This window comes from uncultured Chitinibacter sp. (genome assembly GCF_945957625.1).
GTDB classification, from domain to species: Bacteria; Pseudomonadota; Gammaproteobacteria; order Burkholderiales; family Chitinibacteraceae; genus Chitinibacter; species Chitinibacter tainanensis.
The window spans coordinates 1-20,485 of record NZ_CAMFLP010000022.1 but is presented as its reverse complement, the minus strand read 5'-3'; the positions used below and the strand labels follow the sequence as shown (position 1 = coordinate 20,485).

Sequence of the window (20,485 nt, the reverse complement as noted above, 5' to 3'; positions counted from 1 at the left end):
AAACCCGCCGTAGCGGGTTCAGATTGATGACCACCCTCACTCACGCGGCGAGGCTCCCCTCAGGGAGGGGACGGGAGGGGCGGGCTTAGAAGCGGCCTGACACTGAAATCGCGGCAAACGGCATCGCGTCGTGCTTTTCCTTGCTGATTTCCTGCCCTTGGGCGTTGTCGATGATGATCTCACCAGCCATGGCGGCACCCACGTGCAGATCTAGCGCAAATTCGCGGCTAAATTGATAACCCGCGCGCACAAACACCGGCACGCTGTTTTGCTCAACCCGGCCACCGGCAGCCACGGCGTTTTTCTGTGCCAGCCGATGCTCGAAACTACGCCAAGTGCCGCCCACGCCCAGTTCAAATTTTGGGTTCACTTTGTAGCTCAGCTCCAGCCCCGCCGGGCCGGCCGGGCCGCTGGCCAAGGGATTGCCCAGATGCCAGTTTTCATTGATTTGCCAATTCACCACCACAAACGGGAAGACGCTCGCGTCATCCAGGCCAGTCCAGGCGCTCACCCCCACACCGAGCAAAAGGCCAGGCTGCAGCATTTTGGCCGCAAAAGCGGTGGCGCCGTAGCTGAGGCTATCGCTGGTTTTGGCTTCAGATTCGCCGGCGTAGCTCACGCCGGGGGCAAAGTTATACATCCAGCCACTTTGGCTCATGTAGTTGTAATTGAGCGCCAGATTAAAGCGATGCAGGGTTTCAAATGGCGTTTTGCCACCCCACGCGGTGGGGTGATCAAACGACCAATTCTGGCGGCCAGCGCCAAAGCTCAGGCCCACTTGGCGCTGCGCATCCAGTGCCTTGGTGTAGGCAAAATCGGCGGTCATCCAGGTGCCGCTGGCTTTACCGCCCGAATCCAAATTGAAATCGCCGATCAGCACCGGGGTCAGGCTGTAATTCAGGGTGCTGCCATCGGCGGCGTGCGCGGCGCCGGTCGCAGCCAGCGTCAGGGCCAAGGCGCGCAAAGCGGTTTTGAACATATCAATGCCTCCAGATTAATCGTTGCGCGCAGTTTAACCCGTTGCCGTGTCAGTGGCGAGTCAAGCAGGGTTGGACTAGCACGGTGGCGGCGCTAAGCGACTCACAAGGGCCCGTATTCGCGGCGCAACCAGTGCACGGTGGGCATTTCATTCTGACTGCGATCGAGCAAGGCGCGGTGCTGTAAAAACACCACGCCAAAGCGGGCACCCAGATCAGCCCAGAAATAATCGCTTTTCACCGCCAGCCGCTCGCGCGGCACATCGGCTTGCTGATTAACCGGCAAGGCGGCCACAAATTCATCCACACTATTGAAGTATTGGCTGCGACGCTTGGCCAGCACTTGCTCAGCGCCAGATACCCCCAGTTTGGGCAGCCACGCTGCCAGCACTTCGGCGCTGGCGAAATTCACATTCAACGCGCTATTGCCGGGCAGGGTTACCACATAGGGCGCAAGCTGGCGCACGATGGCCTCGCTGTAGCCGGGCACACTTTGTAAATCATTGAGCTCCAGCCACGGCACCAGCTCGCCCGCGCCGGCCGCGCTGGCGGGGGCTGAGGCTGGCTGCGACGCACTGGATGGATTGGATGGATTGGCTGCGCCAGCCGCCCGTGGGCGCCGCCGCTCTTGCCAGGCCGTTTGCAGGCTATCGGCCAGATTGGCCGGCAGGCCCAGATTAGCCAGCAGCGCCCGATACGCTGCCAGCGCGGCGGGGTCGAATTCGCCATTGCTGGTGCGCAAGTTATTTAGATTAAAGCGGCCATTGAGCTCGGTCAGCCGGCCACTAAGGCCACCGTTTTCGATTTTGATTTCTGGAATCGGTACCGCCCACGGTTTGCGCTGATGATCGGGCTGGCCCAGCCGCGCATCATCGCGCAAAGTCAGGCGCACCAGCTGCAAGACCGACCACGTGGCCGCGCGCGCTTCGGCCGTGTCTTTGCGGATTTCCAGCTGCTGCAAGGCCCGCTGCTGGCGCAACATCAATAACCCGGCCACCGAGGCCACCAGCGCCGCCACCATCAGCGCGGCGATAATCGCCACCCCGCTTTGCCGAGACATCACCCCACGCAGCCGCATCATGGCACCAGAAAAATCCGTTCGTAATCGCCCGCCCGCTGGGCTAGCCCCAGCCGCACGCGAATAGCACGCGGTTTGCTGGCACTGCGCCAGCTGCTTTGCCACTGATTTTGCGCATCGAGATACGCCCATTCACAGCGGGTAAGATTGCTCAGCATGGTATAGCGGCGCGGCACATCCTCGCGCACCACATCGGGCCGCGGGTACAGCCAGAGCAGCAGGCGATCACCCTGACACTGATACACCCCATGCAAGGGCGCGCGCTGCGCATCAAAACGCACAAATTCCAGCCCCACGCCCGGCGTATTGGCCACCGCCTCGACCGATTGCAAGGGCAGCTGCCAGCTTGCCGCGGCATCGCGCCATGGACGTGGCGCCAGCTGAGCCAGATCGGCCTCGATGCGCTCGAAGGCCAGCGTCAGCTCGCGCCAATAGCGCGTTTCATCAATCACGGCGGTGCGGGTATCCACCAGCATATTCACGCCGCGATAGGTGATTAAGCTCAGAATGGCGAAAATCGTCAGCGCTACCAGCACTTCCAGCAGCGTAAAGCCACGCATACCCTGCCGGCGTATGGCCGTGCAAGGTATGTTGGATAAGGCCCCGCCGGCATTACTGGGTGCGCGTGGCATAGTACACCTGCGTGGAAAGCACATGCGTGGGCGCAGCGGCGGCCAGGATTTGTAATTCCACCCGCCGAAAGCTGTAATTCGGTGTCGGGCTGACATTCATGCGGTAGATAAAGATTTCTCCGCCCTGCTGCACGCGGCCTTCAGTCGCGCCGGTTTCCGGGTAGGCGCGCTGGGCGAGTTGTTCGTTAATCAGATTGCTGGCCACCCAGCTGGCCAGCGTGCGGGTGCGGTAATCGATCAGCAAATCGGTGCTGCCGATCACGAGCTTGGCCGCGGCCGCCAGCGTAATGCCCAGCACCGCCAGCGCCACCAGCACTTCAATCAGGGTAAAACCGCGCGCTTTCATGGCTCTGCCACCGCGGCGGCACTGGCCACGCCGATGCGCCCCATCACATCACCACTGATGCGCAGGCTATCGCTGCCCGCGCGCAGCTCGATCTCGAAGGGCTCGATCACGCCATCGCTAGGCAGCAGCACCCGCTCGCCCAGCGGGCGATTTTGCTGATTCACCCGATAGCCGGCGATCTGCACGCCTTCGGGCAGGCGGGTATTGCGTAAGCCTTCGCTACTGAGCGGCTCCCATTCCTGGCGCTCGTTCTGCCACCAGAATTGATAGGCCGCGCCATCGCTCGAAAAGCCAATCAGCCGGCCTTTGGCCATCGCTTCATCGCGCGCGGTATCCAGTTGCAGCACCAGCTTATCCGCGGCCTCGGCCAAGCCCGAGCCACGCTGAAACTGAAAAACTGTCATGCTGGTGGCGATCAGGATAATCGCCGTCACCACCAGAATTTCCAGCAAGGTAAAGCCCTGCTGGCCACGAAAAGCGTTTGGCGTGTGCATCAAATGCCGCTTACTGCCATGAACCAATCAGGTTTTCCGGCTTATCGGCGCCAGCCTGACCTTCCGGGCCATAGCTCAGCACATCGATTTCCGCGCCGTGGGCGCTCGGGTTCAGGTACACATAATCCTGTCCCCATGGATCTTTCGGCAGTTTATCCAGATAGGATTTCCAGTTTTGCGGCACCGGCTCGGTGCTGGGTTTTTCCACCAGCGCTTTCAGGCCTTGCTGCGCCGTTGGGTAGCGGCCGTTATCGAGCTTATAGAGCTTGAGCGCCGCCATAATGGCCGACACATCTTGCTTGGCCGCCACAATCCGAGCTTCGTTGGGGCGCTCCATGATCTTGGGCACAATCAGCGCACCTAAAATCGCCAGAATCGATACCACCACCAAAATCTCAATCAGCGTAAAACCACGGTTTTTTTTCATCTTTACTCCATAGGGGTATAGCCCCATCAACAACAATTTAATTAGCCTGCAAGCAAATACATCAAGAATGGGTAGAGTGGGTTAGCCTAAGCCATAACCTACAACATTTGCGAAAAAACAATCTAGCGGTGAGCGAGCCAAAGCAGTTTGTCGCAGGCTGGAGCACAGGCACCGGAATGTACATAAAGTACATGAGGATGCCGAGCACCACCCTGCGGCAAAATGCGCAGGCGCAGCCGCCGCTATTTCACCAACTGGTTCATTTCAAACACCGGCAACAAAATCGCCAACACAATCAGCATCACAATCGCGCCCATCACCAGCACCATCAGCGGGCCGAGCAGGCTGGTGAAGGTGGTGACTTTGCGATCGAGCTCTTTACTTTGCTCGCTGGCCGCGCGCTCCAGCATTGCCGCCAGCCGCCCGGTGGCTTCACCACTGGCCACCAGATGCAGCAGCAACGGTGGAAATTCATTGGCAGCCTTCATCGCTCGTGCCAGGCTCACCCCTTCGCGCACTTGGCCGGCCACTTCGCCCACGGCCAATTGCAGCTGGCGATTACTCATCACCCCTTCGGCGGCGGTAAGCGCTTTTAATAAAGGCACGCCGCTGCCGACCAAAATCGAGAGCGTGCTGGCAAAACGGGCGGTATTGGCCAGCCGATCCAGATAGCCCAGCACCGGCCAGCTTAAGCGCCAGCGATGAAAGCGCAATTGCAGGGCCGGATCTTGCAGCGCGCGATGCGCCGCCACCCCGGCCAACAGCAAACCAAGCGCCAGATACGGGCCAATGGTTTTGACCGCTGCGCTGCTCCACAGCAACAGTCGGGTGAGTAGCGGCAAGGTTTGCTTGGCCGACTCGAACACCTGCACCATCTGCGGTACCACCCAGGTGAGCATGCCCAGAATCACCAGCAGTGATACCCCAATCACCACAGCCGGATAAATAAACGCCATGGTGATTTTGCTATTGAGCTCGCCCCGCGCTTCCAGATAATCCGCCAGCCGCGCCATTACCGCACCCAGGCGGCCCGATTCTTCGCCGGCTTTGACCAAGGTGCGATACAAGAGCGGAAACACGCGCGGGAACTGATCCATGGCGCTGGAGAGCGGCAAACCGGCCAAGACATCATGGCGCAGGCCGGCCAGAATCTGCCGGGTTTTGCCCTGCTCGGCCTGTTCGGCCAGCACCACCAGCAACTCATCAATGGTGAGGCCCGCATCCAGCAAGGCCGAAAACTGCCGCGTGAGGGTCGAGAGCTCGGCACCGCCGAGCTTGAGCCGCTGGGCACTGGCGCCTTGCGCCGCCGCCAGCTCCAGGCTCAGTACATGCCAGCCTTGCTCGCGCAGCAGGCTGCGGGCGTGACGGGGCGATTCGGCATCAATCTGTCCGGTTTGCGCCGGGCCGCCACTGGCAGCCAGCGCCTGATAGCGATAGGCAGGCACGATGAAATAGATCTTTCGGGTTCAGGGTTTGTCGCCCACCCGCGGGTGCGCGACGATTTTGTCATGCAATTGACATTTGGCACGGTCATTCTCATCAGAACGTCATGTTGCCGTGCTTTAATGCGCACATTCTATGGCAGAATCATGACAAGTTGACATCACTGATGACCTTTGCGGGCGATCTGGTGGTCTTTCACCCCACTTTGGCCCCGGCAGTTTACCCATGGCACTGAATTTCCGACTCTCTTCCCGCCAATTGGCACTCTTGGCCAGCGCCGTGCTGGCCAGTATGGTGCTGTGGCAACTGGCGGGCTTATTGTGGCTGGGGCTCACCCCCAGCCAGGCTGGCCGCAGCCTGCGCCTACCCGCCGCCGCGCCTGCTGCCCAGCAGCAAGACCCCAATCTGATCGCCCGGCTGTTTAGTGGCCCGGCCAGCAGCGTGGCGAGCGAAGCCAGCAGCAATCTGAAACTAAAAGCACTGGTATCGGGCGCCAATGGCGTGGCGATTATCGAAGGGCTGGAAGCCAGCGCGGTGGCAGTGAAGCTTGGCCAAGAGGCCGGCAGCCACGGCAAGCTGGTGGCGGCCGAGCGCGATCATATCGTGCTTGAGCTCAATGGCCAGCGCCGCAAAGTATTTCTAGAGCAGCAGAGTATTGCCCCGCAAACCAACACTGGCAACTCCACCAGCAATATACCCACCCAGAGTACCACTACTACCGCCAGCGCCGCACCGGCCACCACGCTCACCCGTGGTCAGCTCACCGGTATTTTGCAAGGCGGCAATCTGGCCAACTGGAGTAAGGGCCTGGCCACCCACGCCAGCGGCGGTATTGCCGTCGAGGCGGCTAGCCAGCAAGCGCTGGCCAGCGTCTTGCAGCTGCGCGATGGGGACATTATCAAAAGCGTGAACGGCCGCAATTTGGCCAAACTGGAAGACCTCTCCCTGCTGTATGCGGCGTTTAGCCAGCAAAGCGCAGTGAGCGTACAAATTGTCCGCGCCGGCGAGGCGCAAACCCTGAGCTACACCGTAAATCCATGAAAACCATCAAGCACACCCTGATCGGCACCCTGCTAAGTGCCCTGCTTCTGACCCCGGCGCTGGCCAATGACGAGAAGGTCATGCTCAATTTCGTCAATTCGGACATCGAAACGACGGTCAAAGCCATTAGCCTGATTTCGGGGAAAAACTTTATTCTGGATCCGCGGGTCAAAGGCACGATCAATATCGTTTCGACCCAGCCGGTGAGCAAAGAGCTGGTGTATCCGATTTTGCAATCAGCACTGCGGCAGGCGGGCTTTGCCACCGTGGAAACGCGCGGGGCGATCAAGATTCAGCCCGAGGCGGACAGCAAATCACTCAGCAACAAAACCCTGGTGCGCGGCGAAGCCGCCAATGGCGAACAGATCGTCACGCAGATTTTTAATCTGAATAACGAAAGCGCCAACCAGATGGCCACCATGCTGCGCCCGCTGGCCACGCCCAATAGCCTGATCAGCGCCTACCAATCAGGCACCAGCAATACCGTGGTGGTCACGGATTACGCCGACAATGTGCGCCGCCTGGCGCGCATTATCGATAATATCGATCAGCCGAAAAACAGCGAAATCTTCACCATCAAGCTCAACCACGCCTCGGCGCTGGATGCTGCACAAAACATCGCCCGCCTGATGCCGGAAGTGAGCGTACAAAATGTCGCCAGCGCCATTCCGCAAAACGATGGCGTGCGCCGCTCGATTGTGGTGCCCGATCCGCGTGGCAACCGTCTGATGGTGCGCGCGATTAATGCCGCGCAAACCTCGCAGCTGCGCAGCCTGATTAGCCAGCTGGATGAAGCCGCCACCAACGACAGCGCCATCAATGTGGTGTACCTGCGCAATGCCGAAGCGGCCAAACTGGCCGGCACGCTCAAAGGCCTGCTCACCGGCCAAGACGACAGCGCGGCCAGCAGCAGCGCCCCCACCACCACGGCGATGAGTAGCAATACCACGGGCAACAGCAGCCCAAGCACCAGCACGAGTAGCCCTGCGCCCACCAATACCAGCACCACCGTGCAAGTGGCCGGTGCCACCGTGCGCGTGCAGGCCGATAGCGTGACCAACTCGCTGATTATCACCGCGCCGCAGAATATCTATAACAATCTGCGCGCAGTGATCGACAAGCTGGATGTGCGGCGCAGCCAGATTTACGTCGAGGCGATGATTGCCGAAGTGAATCTATCCAAATTATCGGAATTTGGCTTTCAGTGGATGGTGGGCGGCGGTAACGACAAAATCGGCGGCGGCATGGTGTCTAACCTCGCCACCGGCAGCAATACGCTGGGCAATATCGCCACCGCGGTCATCAATAAAAACCCGGCCGCGATTCCGCTGGGCGCTACCTTTGGGCTCTTTAATGGCGACCCGACCAAAGGCACCGCCTCACTGGGCGTGATTGCCTCGGCCCTGCAAAGCAGCGGCAACGGCAATGTGCTGTCGACGCCCAATCTGCTGATGCTGGATAACGAAGAAGCCAAAATCACCGTCGGCCAGAATATCCCGATCATTACCGGCTCGCAGCAGCCCGTGGGCGGCAACCCGAATCCGTATGTCACGGTGGAGCGCAAAGACATCGGGATTAAGCTGCGCGTACGCCCGCAGGTGTCCGAGGGCGGCATCATCACGCTGAATGTGTTTCAGGAAGTATCCAGCATTGATAACTCGGTGAACACCGGCGGCGCCGGCTTGGCCACCAAGGTGCGCACGATCGAAACCAAGGTGCTGGTGGATGACGGCCAGATCGTGGTGCTGGGCGGCCTGATCGAAGATCGCCTGAATAATAGCGGCAACCAAATCCCTGGCCTGGGCGATATTCCGCTGCTGGGCGAGCTATTCAAATACGAAAACCGCAGCTGGCAAAAAGTAAACCTGATGATCTTCCTGCGCCCGGTGCTGATCAAAGATAACGGGGCCAGCGCGGTGCTGAGCAACGATCGCTATCAATATCTGCGCAATCAGCAGGGCGATTACAAAGTGGGCGAGCATTGGTTCTTGCAGGATATGCCGGGCGTGCAATTGCCGGCCAAGTTGCCCGACAGCAATGGCGTATCAGTGTATTCGCCCGCGGTGAAACCGGCGGCGCAGCCCGCTAGCCAACCGGCGGCCAAACAGCCATGAGCCGGCGCGTAAGCTACAGCTACGCCCGCGAATTTGGCGTATTGGATGGCCAGGTCGAAGACGGCCTCACCCCGCTGTACTGGCGTCAGGGCGGCGAGCTGGCCGCACTGGCCGAATTACGCCGCCAGCTTGGCCCACACCGGCTGGTGCCGCTGGCCGCCGCCGAATTTGAAGCACAGCTCAACCGGCATTTTGGCGATCACGGGAGTAGCAGCGCAGTAAATCTGGTCGATGACATTGAAGAATCGGCCGATCTGGCGCGGCTGGTGCAAGACATGCCCGAAGTGTCGGATTTGATGGAGGCCGAAGAATCATCGCCGGTCATCAAGCTGATCAACGCCATTTTCACTGAGGCGCTGCGCGAAAATGCGTCCGACATTCATATCGAGCCATTCGAAACCCGCTCGGTGGTGCGTTACCGTGTCGATGGTACGCTGCGCGATGTCATCGAGCCCAATCGCGCGCTACATGCCGCGCTGGTGTCGCGGATTAAAGTCATGGCCGGCCTCGACATCGCCGAAAAACGCCTGCCGCAAGATGGCCGCATCAATCTACGCATCGCCGGTCGCCCGGTCGACGTACGGGTTTCGACCCTGCCTACTGGCCACGGCGAGCGCGCGGTGCTGCGTTTACTGGATAAATCCGCGGGCCGCTTGGAGCTAGCCAAGCTGGGCATGGGCGAAAAAACGCTCAATGAGCTCACCACCCTGCTCGCCGCGCCGCATGGCATTGTGCTGGTAACCGGCCCCACGGGCTCGGGTAAAACCACCACGCTGTACGCCGCGCTGGGCAGCATGGATGCCAAAAACAGCAATATCATGACGGTGGAAGACCCGATCGAGTATGACCTCGATGGTATCGGCCAAACGCAGGTGAACCCGCGTATCGAAATGAGCTTCGCCCGCGCCCTGCGCGCCATTCTGCGCCAAGATCCCGATGTGATCATGATCGGTGAGATTCGCGACCTAGAAACCGCGCAAATCGCCGTGCAAGCCTCGCTCACCGGCCACTTGGTGCTCGCCACGCTGCACACCAACGACGCCCCCAGCGCGATGACCCGCTTGGTGGACATGGGCATCGAGCCTTTCCTGCTCGCTTCATCCACCATCGGCGTGCTCGCGCAGCGCCTGGTGCGCACGCTGTGCACCAGTTGCAAACAGGGGTATATCGCCAGCAGCGATGAATTAAAAGAGCTGGGGCTGGATACCCAAGCAGGTATCACCCTGTATCGCCCCGTCGGCTGCCCCACCTGCGCCCACACCGGCTATCGTGGCCGTACCGGCATTCATGAATTGCTGCTGGTGGACGAAAACCTGCGCAGCCAGATCCACAACGCCGCCAACGAACAAGATATCCGCCACTATGCCGAAAGCCGCGGCATGCACAGCCTGCGCCAAGACGCCGCCCAGCGAGTATTGGAAGGGGTCACGAGCGTGGAGGAAATGCTGAGGATTACCCGCAGTAACTAAATAACTCGCTTGCTTGTATCACGCCAACGGCGCGGGGAGCGTGCCATTTGGCAACGCCGATTTTGGGAGCATTTGATTCGAGATCAGGCCGATTTCACCGCGCATATGGATTATGTGCATTTCAATCCGGTGAAACATGTCTTGGTGACCACCGTGGCGGCGTGGCCGTATTCGATATTTCATCTTTGGGTACGGCGGGGGATTTATCCGGCACATTGGGCCCGTGGGATTGATTTGTCTTTGGGCGGAGAATGAACGATGATCATGCGGTGCAATTCGTTACACTCATTGCACCCTACCCGCTGCACCGTACGAGGTAAGCTGCCCACCCAAGGAAATTGGTGGAATCATCTGTATGAATAATGCTGAAAAAGCGCTTGTCGAGCAATTGCTCCCCACTTTGTCTGCCAAGGGATTTAAGTGGTTGAAAACGCGAGAAATGTTTATCCGCAAAGAGCCACATGGCTTTTCCAGTTTGTCGTGGACGTCTCACTCAACTAACGATGAGGGTGGGCGTCTTGAGCTGGGACTTGTCTTGGGTGTTCGCCATGACATAGTGGATGATGTAGTAAATGAATTGGGTTTGATTTATGGAGATGACAACAAAAAATTCACTACGACGGTGGCAAGGGGACTTAGCCTTTTTCCGTTCAAAGAGGGAAAGGATTATAAGCAGTGCATTCGCTTAGTATCTGTTGATGCTGATGTTCAGAATGCGGCTTCCGGTATTGTTTCCATTCTTGATGAGGATGGATGGCAATTTTTTGAGAGATTTGCGTCTCTGTCTGAATGCGCCAAAGGATTAAATGATCCAATTGAATCGAAGACCCATCCTCTGTACAACAACTTTCCTCGCAGGGCATATTACGGTGTTGCCAGCGCTTTTTTTGCGGATAACTCTCAGGTTACGGGATTGATTCATCAGTACCTTGAATTTGCCAAGGTAGTACAACCAAACCAATACGACCAAATCTCAAAGCGTTTTGATCAGCTAATTGCAACTGCGCAGAGCCGTAGGTGCGAAGCGTAATTGTACGCGCGCCAAACCAAAATCTGCCGTAGGGTGTCAAAAGCTACGCGAATTGCGCCGCAAGCTGCGGCAAAAAATAAATTCCCTTTTCCCGATCTCACCCGTCAAATTGCCTTACCGCTTTGCGCCAATGATGCGGCACGACCGTACGGTGCGCTTTGTACGAGCACACACATCCAAATCACGCGCAGTGCTCCAGCTCGCTTCATGCGGCTTTCCAACTCAGTGCCGTGCTCTTAGCTCAGAACTTAATTTGATACCCATTCGCCGTAGCGGGGATTTGCAACAAGAGCGGCGCGAGCTGTTGTTTTACTTTTTCATCCGGCTGCAGATTGATTTCGCCCTGGCTACTGACACGGCCGCCCGCCAGCCATTGCAAGGCGCCCTGCCCTTGTACGGCGATGGCGCTGCTGCCCAGTGGGCTGATCGTCCATTTCGCTCCACCTTCATTCATGACCAGATTGGCACGCAATGTGGTGAGCGGGCTCAGTGCGGGTACCAGCTGGCTAAATAGCGGATCGAGGGTTAGCTCGGCGCTGTCGCCAGCTTGCTTGGATAGCCGGGCGCTGCGCAGCTGCGCGGTACCGCCCAGCCCCCAGCCGGCGATTTTTGGCACGGCGCGCAGCGCACCTTCCAGCGGTAGAGTGATGTCGACATTTTCCAGCGCCACCCCGCCAGCGCCCAACACCAGTCGGGCCTGACTTGCGGCTGGATTGGTGCTGGCGGCGGCTTGACCGCGGATTTGCCAGGCCAGCTGCCCGGCCAGCAAAGCGCGGGGCTCAAATTGCCAACTGAGGTTTTGCTGCAGCGCCACGCCTTCCAGCCCCAGCGCGCTCATTTGCCCTTGCCAGAGGGTACCGCTGGCTTGGCTCAACGTCAGATTGGCAGGCAACACCCAGCCCAGTGCGGCCACCGGGGCGCGCGCCAACAGCAACACAACAAAAGCTAAACTCAGCAGGCTGCCCAGCACCCAGCGGCGACGGTAAAACGGAATCTGGGCCATTATTCGCTCCGGCCGGCGCGGGCTAAGACCAGCACTAAGCCGATCTCACTGCCCTGTTGTTTTAATTGCAGACTAACTACCTGAGCCGCCAGCTCGCTGCGCAAAGCGCTGGCCAGCAGCACCGCGGCAGTGGCATTGGGTTGCGTCAGGCTGATTTCCACCTGCCCGGCCGCCAGCGGCCGGATATCGGCACTGAGCTGGCGCGCCGACATGGCACTAAATGCAGCGCTACGCAGATCGGCCGTGGCCGCCTTGCCGGGTGCGGCCAGCGCCGGCTGGGTGGCTCGCATGGCCATCAGCTGGGCTTCCAGCCGCGGCACCTGCACCTGCAGGCGGCTAATCTGCTGCCACAGCGGCGAAAGCAGGCCAAAATACAGCCCTAAGCCCAGCATGGCCAACGCCCAGCCTTGCAAAAAGCGCTGCTCGCGCGGCGAGCGGCTAGCCCAATAGGCGCGGGCGCGTTGCAGTGCGGCGCTCATGGTGTGATCTCCAGTTGGCTACGCCCATCGGGCAAGGTTTGGCTAGTGACTTTCAGCCCCTGCGCCTGCAAGCGAGCCGGGATCGCCGCAGCCTGGCTGGCCGGCAAAATCAGACTCACTTTGCCCTCTTTGGCGGCGAGCGATTCCACGCCCAAATTGCCATCGAGCTGGCTGGCGATTTTTTGCGCCAGCGCCAGCGCATCGGCCTGCCCTTGGCTGGCCGGATTTTGCTGCAGGCTTTGCCATTGCAACACCGGATCAACCACCGGCACGCCCGGATACAGGCTGGCAAAGGTTTGGCGCAGCTCCTGGCGCAAGCTGGCTTCACGGCTTGCCAGCTGGCGCCACTGAATGATTTGCCCGAGCAACAGCAACACTAGCAATACACCTAGCAGGTATAGCGGCCAACGCCATTGTTGCCAATCTACCCGGAGCGATACCCCTGATATCTTGCCGCGCAGTAATACTGCGGCGTCTTTGCTGGGGGCGACCAGCGCCGCCCGGCTTTGCGGCGCGGGTGCGCCAGTGGGGCACAGCAGCTCGGCTTCGCTGGCATCGGCCAGCCACAGGCATTGGCCGGCGCAGCGTAGCAGCCAGCCTTCTCCGGCCGGCAGCAGCACATCATCTTGCGCCGGTAACAGGGCAAATTCGGCAATCCAGCGCTGTGGCGCCCAGCTTTGGCTAGCCAGCCATTCGCTCAAGCGCTGTTGCTCGGCGGCGGGCCACACCCACACGCAGGTGTCATCGCCCTGCCGCTGGCTTTGCCAGCGATAATCGGTCAAAGGCCCCAGCACGCGGTCTTCTAGCGCTTGGGCAATCAGCTGTTGGCGTTGTTTGTCTTTGCTGGCGGGCAGGCGTAAACGGTGCTGGGTCAGCCAAGCCGCCGGCAGGGCCAGATCTAGCTGCTCGGCCGCAGGCCATTGCGTGCCTTGCCCCTGCTGCAAAAGCTGGCCGGCGGCATCAAAGGCCAACCAATCGGCCACTGCCAGCGGCGCGGTGTGCAGGCGGATTACTACCCGATGAAACTGGGTCATCGACTTCTCACTTCTGGCGCGGCCAGCATGGCCACGCGGATGGAATCACAAACCAGCTATTGTGCCGGCAAAATGATGAAACAATAAAGAAACGATGACAAAAAACCAATAAAAACGGCAGCCCGCGGGCTGCCGTTGTCATCTTGCGACTTGGTGCGTTTATTTCAGCAGCTCGCGCACGTCTTTGGCTTCCCAGTGCGGGAAGTATTTGCGCACCAGCGCATTGAGCTCGACTTCAAATTCGCGCAGACGGCTCAGTTCGTCCAGCTCGCTGGCGCTGGCGCCACCGGCTTCGGCCTGGGCCACAATCATGCCGGCGCCCACGGTGGCGTTGCTGAGGCGATCAATCACGATCAGGCTACCAGTACCGCGGCATTCGGTGTATTTGTCAAAGGCAATCGGTGCAGTCAGCTCGAAACGCGCCAAGGCAATTTCGTTCAGTTTGAGTTCGCTCGCGTCGATGTGTTCAAGGCTGTTCACGTCGATACGATACTGGATAGAGGTAACGCGCCCGAAGCATTGTTTGCCACCGAGTTTAACCACATACTCCTTGCCTACGCTCAGCGGCGCTTCGTTCATCCACACCACGTGTGCGTCGAACGCGCTGCCCACGTGCGGCTGCGCATCTTGCGCGCGCACGATCATATCGCCGCGTGAAATATCGATTTCATCTTCCAGCGTCAGCGTAATCGCCTGGCCAGAGAACGCCACCGCTTGCTCGCCCTCGAAAGTTACAATCGCTTTGACTTTCGATTTTTTGCCCGACGGCAGCGCGATGATTTCGTCGCCCGGCAAAACATGGCCCGCCGCGATGGTGCCGCAGAAGCCACGGAAATCCAGATTCGGGCGGTTGACGTATTGCACTGGCAGGCGGAAGGCATCGAGCTTGGCGTCTTTATTGATTTGCACGCTTTCGAGCAAGCCCATCAGCGTTTCGCCTTCGTACCATGGCGTTTTGTCCGATTCGTTCACGACGTTGTCGCCACGCAGCGCCGACAGCGGTACAAAGCGGATGTCGCTGATGTTCAGCTCTTTGGCAAATTCCAGATATTGCGCACGGATTTCGTTAAAGCGTACTTCGCTGAAATCCACCAAATCCATTTTGTTCACGGCCACGATCACGTGCTTGATACCCAGCAGTGACACGATAAAGCTGTGGCGACGCGTTTGCGTTTGCACGCCATAACGCGCGTCGATCAGGATAATCGCCAGATCAGACGTTGACGCGCCAGTCGCCATATTGCGGGTGTATTGCTCGTGGCCCGGGCAGTCGGCGATGATGAATTTGCGTTTTTCAGTGCTGAAGTAGCGGTAGGCCACATCAATGGTAATGCCCTGCTCGCGCTCGGCTTGCAAGCCATCCACCAGCAGCGCCAAGTCGATTTCTTGGTCGGTGGTGTTGAATTTTTTACTGTCTTTTTGAATCGCCGCGAGGTGGTCGTCAAAAATCAGTTTTGAGTCGTGCAGCAAACGGCCGATCAGCGTGGATTTACCGTCATCCACATTGCCGCAAGTAATAAAGCGCAGCATGTCTTTGTTTTCATGCTGTTTCAGGTACGCCAGAATGTCATTGGCGATCAAGTCAGATTGATGTGACATGGTGTTCTTCCAATCTCAATTATTTATTGCTCACCCTGAATGAGTCACTCAATTCAAGGCCGTGGCGGGCTTTCATCATCAACACGTTCAGTCGCGCCGCGAGCGGCTTCAGGTCAAGGCGTCAGCACCGCAGCAAACGTGAATGGACATCAAGTCCATGCGGATTGCGAGGCGCGCACAACGCCGACATGAAGTCGCGCAGCCAGCGAATCGACGTGTTTAGAAGTAGCCTTCCATTTTTTTCTTTTCCATCGACCCAGCGCTGTCATGGTCAATCGCACGGCCTTGGCGCTCGGAAGTCGTCGCCAACAGCATTTCCTGAATAATCTCAGGCAGCGTTTGGGCTTTGGACTCAACGGCACCGGTCAGCGGGTAACAGCCCAGCGTACGGAAGCGCACCCATTTTTTCTGGATGGAGGCTTTTTGCTCTGGCGTTAGATATTGCAAGATGCGCTCGTCGTCAATCATCACCAGCGTGCCGTTGTAATCCACCACTTCGCGCTCGGCTGAGTAGTACAGCGGTACGATTTCGATGTTTTCGAGGAAGATGTACTGCCAGATATCGAGTTCGGTCCAGTTCGAGATCGGGAACACGCGAATCGATTCGCCTTTATCGACTTTCGAGTTGTAGATATTCCACAGCTCTGGGCGCTGGTTTTTCGGATCCCAACGGTGGTTTTTATCGCGGAATGAATACACACGCTCTTTCGCGCGGGATTTTTCTTCGTCGCGGCGCGCACCACCAAAGGCCGCGTCAAAACCGTATTTATTCAAGGCTTGTTTCAAGCCTTCGGTTTTCATCACGTCGGTGTGCTTGGCCGAGCCGGCGGTGAACGGGTTGATGCCGGCTTTCACGCCTTCTTCGTTCACATGCGTGATCAGATTCCAGCCTTCGGCTTTCTGTTTTTCACGCAGCTTGTACATATCCTGGAATTTCCAGGTGGTATCCACGTGCATCAGCGGAAACGGTGGCTTGCCTGGCGCAAAGGCTTTTTTGGCCAGATGCAGCATCACCGCTGAGTCTTTACCAATCGAGTACAGCATGACCGGGTTTTCAAATTCGGCGGCCACTTCACGGATAATGTGGATGGATTCGGCTTCCAGCTGCTTTAAGTGCGTCAGCCGCGCTTCAGACAAAGTATTCATGGCGTGAACTTCAGGATTTCAAAATCGATAGAGAATGGAGATGGAATTTACGGAGAAATTCCCAAACCAAAAAGACGTTTTGGCTATATCGTTAGATCTAATTGCTCTAGGCGCTGCGCATGGTACTGCTGCATTTTCAGCTGGCGGCCAAAGGAAGCCGGGGTGAGGCTTCAAATAGCAATGGCGGCCTGTCGCCGCCATTGCCTGCCTGCAGCAGATTACTCTGCCGAGCCTACCGCCGACCAAGCCCGGCCTAGCGGATTAAAGGTCGGTTTTTGCCCGCCCCACAGTTGTTCCAGATCGTAATAATCGCGCACCGGTGGCAACATCACGTGCACCACGAGGCTGCCAGCATCCACCAGCACCCACTCGCCGCTCTCTTCACCTTCGGTGCTGACGATTTCGTAGCCTTTGGCTTTGAGCTCAACTGACACATTGTTGGCCAAGGCACGCACCTGACGATTTGAATCGCCGGTCGCTACGATCATGCATTCAAACAGATCGGTGAGTTGGGTGGTATCCAGGACTTGGATTTCCTTGCCCTTGATGTCTTCCAAGGCCGCCACGGCCACGTCGCGCATGGCGCTTACCATTTCATTCATAGTTATTCCTTAAAACAATACAGCCCACTGGCCACCAGCAGGGCCGACACGGGGGTCAGTGCGGAGACATCTTCCCCCCGCGACAATTTGTCGCGGATCAGTGTCGACGATACCGGCAGCAGCGGGCTGGCTAATTGACTGATTTTACCCCGAGACAGCTGCGCCGGGGTGGCATTTACATGCCGAGCGGCAAATTCTGCTGCCAAATCAGGGCTTAAATCATTAAATGCATACTCGGGCCGGGCCGCAATCACTAAATGCCCGACCTCTAATAAATCACGCCAGCGGTGCCAGCGCGTCAGTTGCCGCCACGAATCGGCCCCGATCAGCCACACCAACAAGGCATCAGGGGTATCTTGCTGCAACTCAAGCAGGGTATCGATTGTGTAGCAATACCCCTCGCGGTTTACTTCTCGATCATCCACCAGTAGGCCGCTTTCACCGGCAATTGCCGCCTGTACCCACGCCAGCCTTTGCTGCGGGCTGACCGGTGGCGCAGGCCGGTGCGGTGGCAAACCCGTTGGGATCAGCCGCACTTCATCCAGCGCCAGCGAAGTGCGTAAACACCGCGCCAAGGCCAGATGCCCGTAATGAATCGGGTCGAAAGTGCCGCCAAAAACGCCGATAGTGCGCATCACCGAGACGCTCAGCACTGCTGATGCTGGGCGACCACCTCATCGAGTATCAAGCGTTGCAGCCGCTGGGCAAAAGCCGGATCCAAGCCCGTGGCGGCTGCCAGCGCCGCCGTTTTGGCCAGCTGCTGCGCTTCGCGATCAGCATCTTGCGCCGGCAATTGGTGCTGCTTTTTCAGTTGCCCCACTTGCGCGGTAACCGCAAAACGCGCGGCCAGCACAGTAAAAAGCTGCTGATCCAGCTCGTCAATTTGCGCGCGCAGCGCGAGCAATTCGGCCGGCACGCTCATTAGCTGCGCACCTCGCCATCCCCGAGCACAATCCATTTTTCGCTGGTCAGGCCTTCCAGCCCCACCGGACCGCGGGCGTGGATTTTGTCGGTTGAGATGCCGATTTCGGCGCCCAGACCATATTCAAAGCCATCGGCAAACCGGGTCGAGGCATTCACCATCACGCTGGCACTATCCACCTCGCGCAAGAATTGCCGCGCTTTAGTGTAGTTTTCGGTGATGATCGCGTCGGTATGGTGGCTGCCATAGGTATTGATGTGATCAATCGCGGCTTGCAGATCATCCACCACCCGAATCGCAATAATCGGCGCCAGATATTCGGTACGCCAATCTTCTTCAGTGGCAGCAATGGCCGCTGGCAAAATCGCCTGCGTCGCCGCACAACCGCGCATTTCAACACCTTTAGCCTGATAAATCGCGGCGATTTGCGGTAAAAACTGTGCCGCCACCACGCGGTGGACCAGCAGGGTTTCCATCGTATTGCAGGGCGCGTAGCGCTGCGTTTTGGCGTTGTCGGCAATACGCACGGCTTTGCCTAGCTCGGCTTCATCATCCACATACACATGGCAGATGCCATCCAGATGCTTGATCACCGGCACGCGCGCATCACGGCTAATGCGCTCGATCAGCCCCTTGCCGCCGCGCGGGACGATCACATCCACGAATTCGCTCATCGTAATCAGCTCACCCACCGCGGCGCGATCTGGGGTTTCGATGATTTGCACCGCTGTTTCTGGCAAGCCGGCGCTGGCAAGGCCTTCTTTCACACAAGCGGCGATGGCCTGATTGCAATGAAACGCCTCGCGACCACCGCGCAAAATGGTGGCATTGCCCGATTTAATGCACAGTCCGGCCGCGTCAGCGGTGACGTTTGGGCGGGCTTCATAAATAATGCCGATCACGCCCAATGGCACACGCATTTTGCCGACTTGAATGCCGCTGGGGCGGTATTTAAAGTCGCCCATATTGCCGATCGGGTCGGGCAGAGCGACCATTTCACGTAGCCCTTGCGCCATGGTGGCGATGGTTTTTTCAGTTAGTTGCAGGCGATCCAGCAGCGCCGGTTCCAGGCCATCTGCGCGAGCTTGCGCCATATCTTGCTGATTGGCGGCCAGCAACAGCGCTGCATCGCGCTCAATTGCATCCGCAATCGCGTTCAGCGCGGCGTTTTTCGCGCCGGTCGAGGCTTTGGCCATCGCGCGGCTAGCGGCCCGCGCCTGACGGCCTACATTCTGCATGTAAGCTTGAATATCCATCGTCATGAATCCGTGACTGTTTTTTTAATCGAATCAGCCTATTGTATCGCTTACTAGGCGGTGGCGATACGGCTAGTGCGCCAGCCAGCGCTGCGCCTTGGCCGGCAATTGCAATACCGTAACGCCCACATTATCGGCCAGCGCTCGGTTAAACCAATCCGGGGCCGAGCTTTGCACGGCAATCAACGTGGGGCCGCTCGGCAAATCCAGCCAGATTGGCGAGCCTGAATCACCCGACAAGGTATCGCAGCGGTGGAAAATTGTGCCATTGCTACGCAGCTGGGTGAGCTGGCAGCCACGATGCACCGACAACTGGGTATCGTGATCTTCGGCAAAGCCACCCTGATTCACCTGCTGGTTTTGCTGCAAAATACTGCGCATTAACTGCTGGCGTTTACCTTGAAACAGCTGCATCGGGCTGGGTGGCGTGCCGTCTTTGAGCTTGAGCTTAATCAGCGCAATATCATACGGTGCGGCGCTAGGGGCGATATACACATCATCGCCTTTATAGGTCAGCCCCTGGCGGAAACGCGGATGAAAAAGCTGGCCCACGACTTGATAGCGGGCCTGATACTGGCCATTGTGAAAGCCCGCCATAAACCAGCGCCCGGCATCAATCTGGCGCGGTTGCATCAAGAAGCAATGCGCCGCAGTAATCGCGACATCAGGGGCAATCAGCGTGGCAGTACATGTGCCACCCGATTTGACCTCCAGCCGCCCAATCGCATTGTAGGGTGCGGCATAAGGCGCACTGATCATCGTACGATCATCGTGACCAAAAAAAAGCGCCTGCTGCTCTTTGCTGAGCGCAGACGGATTTGCCAGCGCGGCCCCTGCCGCACAGTGCAAAGCAAAACTAGTGCAAATCAACTTCACGGCACAACCTCGTGGTGAAACGAAAAAAGGACGGCAAGCCGTCCTTTTTTCTTTAATCAGGCAAGAAGCTGATTATTTTGCAGCAGCGGCAGAAGCTTTAGAAGCTACAGATGCAGCTGAAGCTTTTTTAGCTTGGGCCTTTTGCGCAGCAGAAGCTTTAGACGCTACAGAAGCAGCAGAAGCTTTCTTAGCTTGTGCTTTTTGAGCAGCAGAAGCTTTAGAAGCTACAGAAGCAGCTGAAGCTTTTTTAGCTTGAGCTTTTTGCGCAGCAGAAGCTTTAGACGCTACAGAAGCAGCTGAAGCTTTTTTAGCTTGTGCTTTTTGAGCTGCAGAAGCTTTAGACGCTACAGAAGCAGCAGAAGCTTTTTTAGCTTGTGCTTTTTGAGCTGCAGAAGCTTTAGAAGCTACAGAAGCAGCTGAAGCTTTTTTAGCTTGAGCTTTTTGAGCAGCAGAAGCTTTAGACGCTACAGAAGCAGCTGAAGCTTTTTTAGCTTGAGCTTTTTGAGCAGCAGAAGCT

Annotated in this window: 22 protein-coding genes; 4 read left to right on the top strand and 18 right to left on the bottom strand. The window is 58.1% G+C overall.

What is annotated here, in order from left to right; genetic code table 11:
- Positions 1-85: 85 nt before the first annotated feature.
- The 7 genes from QV747_RS16350 to gspF all read right to left on the bottom strand — a co-directional run bounded on the left by QV747_RS16350 (position 86) and on the right by gspF (position 5,399).
- Complete coding sequence (locus tag QV747_RS16350) at positions 86-979, bottom strand: DUF6268 family outer membrane beta-barrel protein (RefSeq protein WP_273429722.1); 894 nt, start codon at positions 977-979, stop codon at positions 86-88.
- Positions 980-1,080: 101 nt separating this feature from the next.
- A complete protein-coding gene (gspK, locus tag QV747_RS16345) occupies positions 1,081-2,058 on the bottom strand; it encodes a type II secretion system minor pseudopilin GspK (RefSeq protein WP_288791568.1) in 978 nt (325 codons plus the stop codon).
- Positions 2,055-2,687 (bottom strand): type II secretion system minor pseudopilin GspJ, encoded by a 633-nt coding sequence (gene gspJ / locus QV747_RS16340; protein WP_273429720.1) that lies wholly within the window; start codon positions 2,685-2,687, stop codon positions 2,055-2,057. Before gspJ ends, gspK begins: the two co-directional genes overlap by 4 nt.
- On the bottom strand, positions 2,668-3,033 hold the full coding sequence (gene gspI / locus QV747_RS16335) for a type II secretion system minor pseudopilin GspI (protein ID WP_273429718.1): 366 nt from the start codon (positions 3,031-3,033) through the stop codon (positions 2,668-2,670). The genes gspJ and gspI overlap by 20 nt, the downstream gene beginning before the upstream one ends.
- Positions 3,030-3,527, bottom strand: coding sequence for a GspH/FimT family pseudopilin (locus QV747_RS16330; protein ID WP_273429717.1), 498 nt, complete (start codon positions 3,525-3,527; stop codon positions 3,030-3,032). Before QV747_RS16330 ends, gspI begins: the two co-directional genes overlap by 4 nt.
- A gap of 10 nt (positions 3,528-3,537) precedes the next feature.
- Positions 3,538-3,954: a type II secretion system major pseudopilin GspG gene (gene gspG, locus QV747_RS16325; protein WP_052190611.1), complete on the bottom strand. Its 417-nt coding sequence runs from the start codon at positions 3,952-3,954 to the stop codon at positions 3,538-3,540.
- 242 nt (positions 3,955-4,196) lie between these two features.
- Positions 4,197-5,399, bottom strand: coding sequence for a type II secretion system inner membrane protein GspF (gene gspF, locus QV747_RS16320; protein ID WP_047392869.1), 1,203 nt, complete (start codon positions 5,397-5,399; stop codon positions 4,197-4,199).
- Positions 5,400-5,622: 223 nt separating this feature from the next.
- Here gspF and QV747_RS16315 point away from each other — a divergent pair, with 223 nt between their 5' ends.
- The 4 genes from QV747_RS16315 to QV747_RS16300 all read left to right on the top strand — a co-directional run bounded on the left by QV747_RS16315 (position 5,623) and on the right by QV747_RS16300 (position 11,051).
- Entirely contained in the window at positions 5,623-6,438 is an 816-nt protein-coding gene (locus QV747_RS16315) for a hypothetical protein (RefSeq protein ID WP_273429716.1), read from the top strand.
- The gene (gene gspD / locus QV747_RS16310) at positions 6,435-8,552 is read left to right on the top strand and encodes a type II secretion system secretin GspD (RefSeq protein WP_273429715.1); all 2,118 of its coding nucleotides are present in this window, start codon (positions 6,435-6,437) and stop codon (positions 8,550-8,552) included. Before QV747_RS16315 ends, gspD begins: the two co-directional genes overlap by 4 nt.
- A complete protein-coding gene (gene gspE / locus QV747_RS16305; protein WP_273429713.1) occupies positions 8,549-10,021 on the top strand; it encodes a type II secretion system ATPase GspE in 1,473 nt (490 codons plus the stop codon). Before gspD ends, gspE begins: the two co-directional genes overlap by 4 nt.
- Before the next feature lie 355 nt (positions 10,022-10,376).
- Positions 10,377-11,051, top strand: coding sequence for a hypothetical protein (locus QV747_RS16300; protein ID WP_273429711.1), 675 nt, complete (start codon positions 10,377-10,379; stop codon positions 11,049-11,051).
- 241 nt (positions 11,052-11,292) lie between these two features.
- On the opposite strand, the gene gspN is transcribed toward QV747_RS16300, so the two are convergent.
- The 11 genes from gspN to QV747_RS16245 form a co-directional block, all read right to left on the bottom strand.
- Complete coding sequence (gene gspN, locus QV747_RS16295) at positions 11,293-12,054, bottom strand: type II secretion system protein N (protein WP_273429709.1); 762 nt, start codon at positions 12,052-12,054, stop codon at positions 11,293-11,295.
- Positions 12,054-12,533, bottom strand: a complete 480-nt coding sequence (gene gspM / locus QV747_RS16290; RefSeq protein WP_273429708.1) for a type II secretion system protein GspM — start codon at positions 12,531-12,533, stop codon at positions 12,054-12,056. The genes gspN and gspM overlap by 1 nt, the downstream gene beginning before the upstream one ends.
- Entirely contained in the window at positions 12,530-13,567 is a 1,038-nt protein-coding gene (gene gspL, locus QV747_RS16285) for a type II secretion system protein GspL (protein WP_273429707.1), read from the bottom strand. Before gspL ends, gspM begins: the two co-directional genes overlap by 4 nt.
- A gap of 159 nt (positions 13,568-13,726) precedes the next feature.
- Entirely contained in the window at positions 13,727-15,166 is a 1,440-nt protein-coding gene (cysN, locus tag QV747_RS16280; protein WP_273429705.1) for a sulfate adenylyltransferase subunit CysN, read from the bottom strand.
- 219 nt (positions 15,167-15,385) lie between these two features.
- Positions 15,386-16,312, bottom strand: coding sequence for a sulfate adenylyltransferase subunit CysD (cysD, locus tag QV747_RS16275; protein WP_028450075.1), 927 nt, complete (start codon positions 16,310-16,312; stop codon positions 15,386-15,388).
- Between the two features lie 218 nt (positions 16,313-16,530).
- Positions 16,531-16,914, bottom strand: coding sequence for a ribosome silencing factor (gene rsfS, locus QV747_RS16270; RefSeq protein WP_028450076.1), 384 nt, complete (start codon positions 16,912-16,914; stop codon positions 16,531-16,533).
- 2 nt (positions 16,915-16,916) lie between these two features.
- Positions 16,917-17,549 (bottom strand): nicotinate-nucleotide adenylyltransferase, encoded by a 633-nt coding sequence (gene nadD / locus QV747_RS16265; protein ID WP_273430019.1) that lies wholly within the window; start codon positions 17,547-17,549, stop codon positions 16,917-16,919.
- 11 nt (positions 17,550-17,560) lie between these two features.
- Positions 17,561-17,836, bottom strand: coding sequence for a chorismate mutase (locus QV747_RS16260; protein ID WP_028450078.1), 276 nt, complete (start codon positions 17,834-17,836; stop codon positions 17,561-17,563).
- Positions 17,836-19,092: a glutamate-5-semialdehyde dehydrogenase gene (locus tag QV747_RS16255; RefSeq protein ID WP_028450079.1), complete on the bottom strand. Its 1,257-nt coding sequence runs from the start codon at positions 19,090-19,092 to the stop codon at positions 17,836-17,838. Before QV747_RS16255 ends, QV747_RS16260 begins: the two co-directional genes overlap by 1 nt.
- A 72-nt stretch (positions 19,093-19,164) precedes the next feature.
- Positions 19,165-19,851 carry a serine protease gene (locus QV747_RS16250; protein WP_273429704.1) on the bottom strand — a complete coding sequence of 229 codons (687 nt, stop codon included), beginning with the start codon at positions 19,849-19,851 and terminating at the stop codon, positions 19,165-19,167.
- Between the two features lie 189 nt (positions 19,852-20,040).
- A partial coding sequence (locus tag QV747_RS16245) for a hypothetical protein (RefSeq protein WP_288791566.1) occupies positions 20,041-20,485 on the bottom strand: 445 nt, incomplete at its 5' end.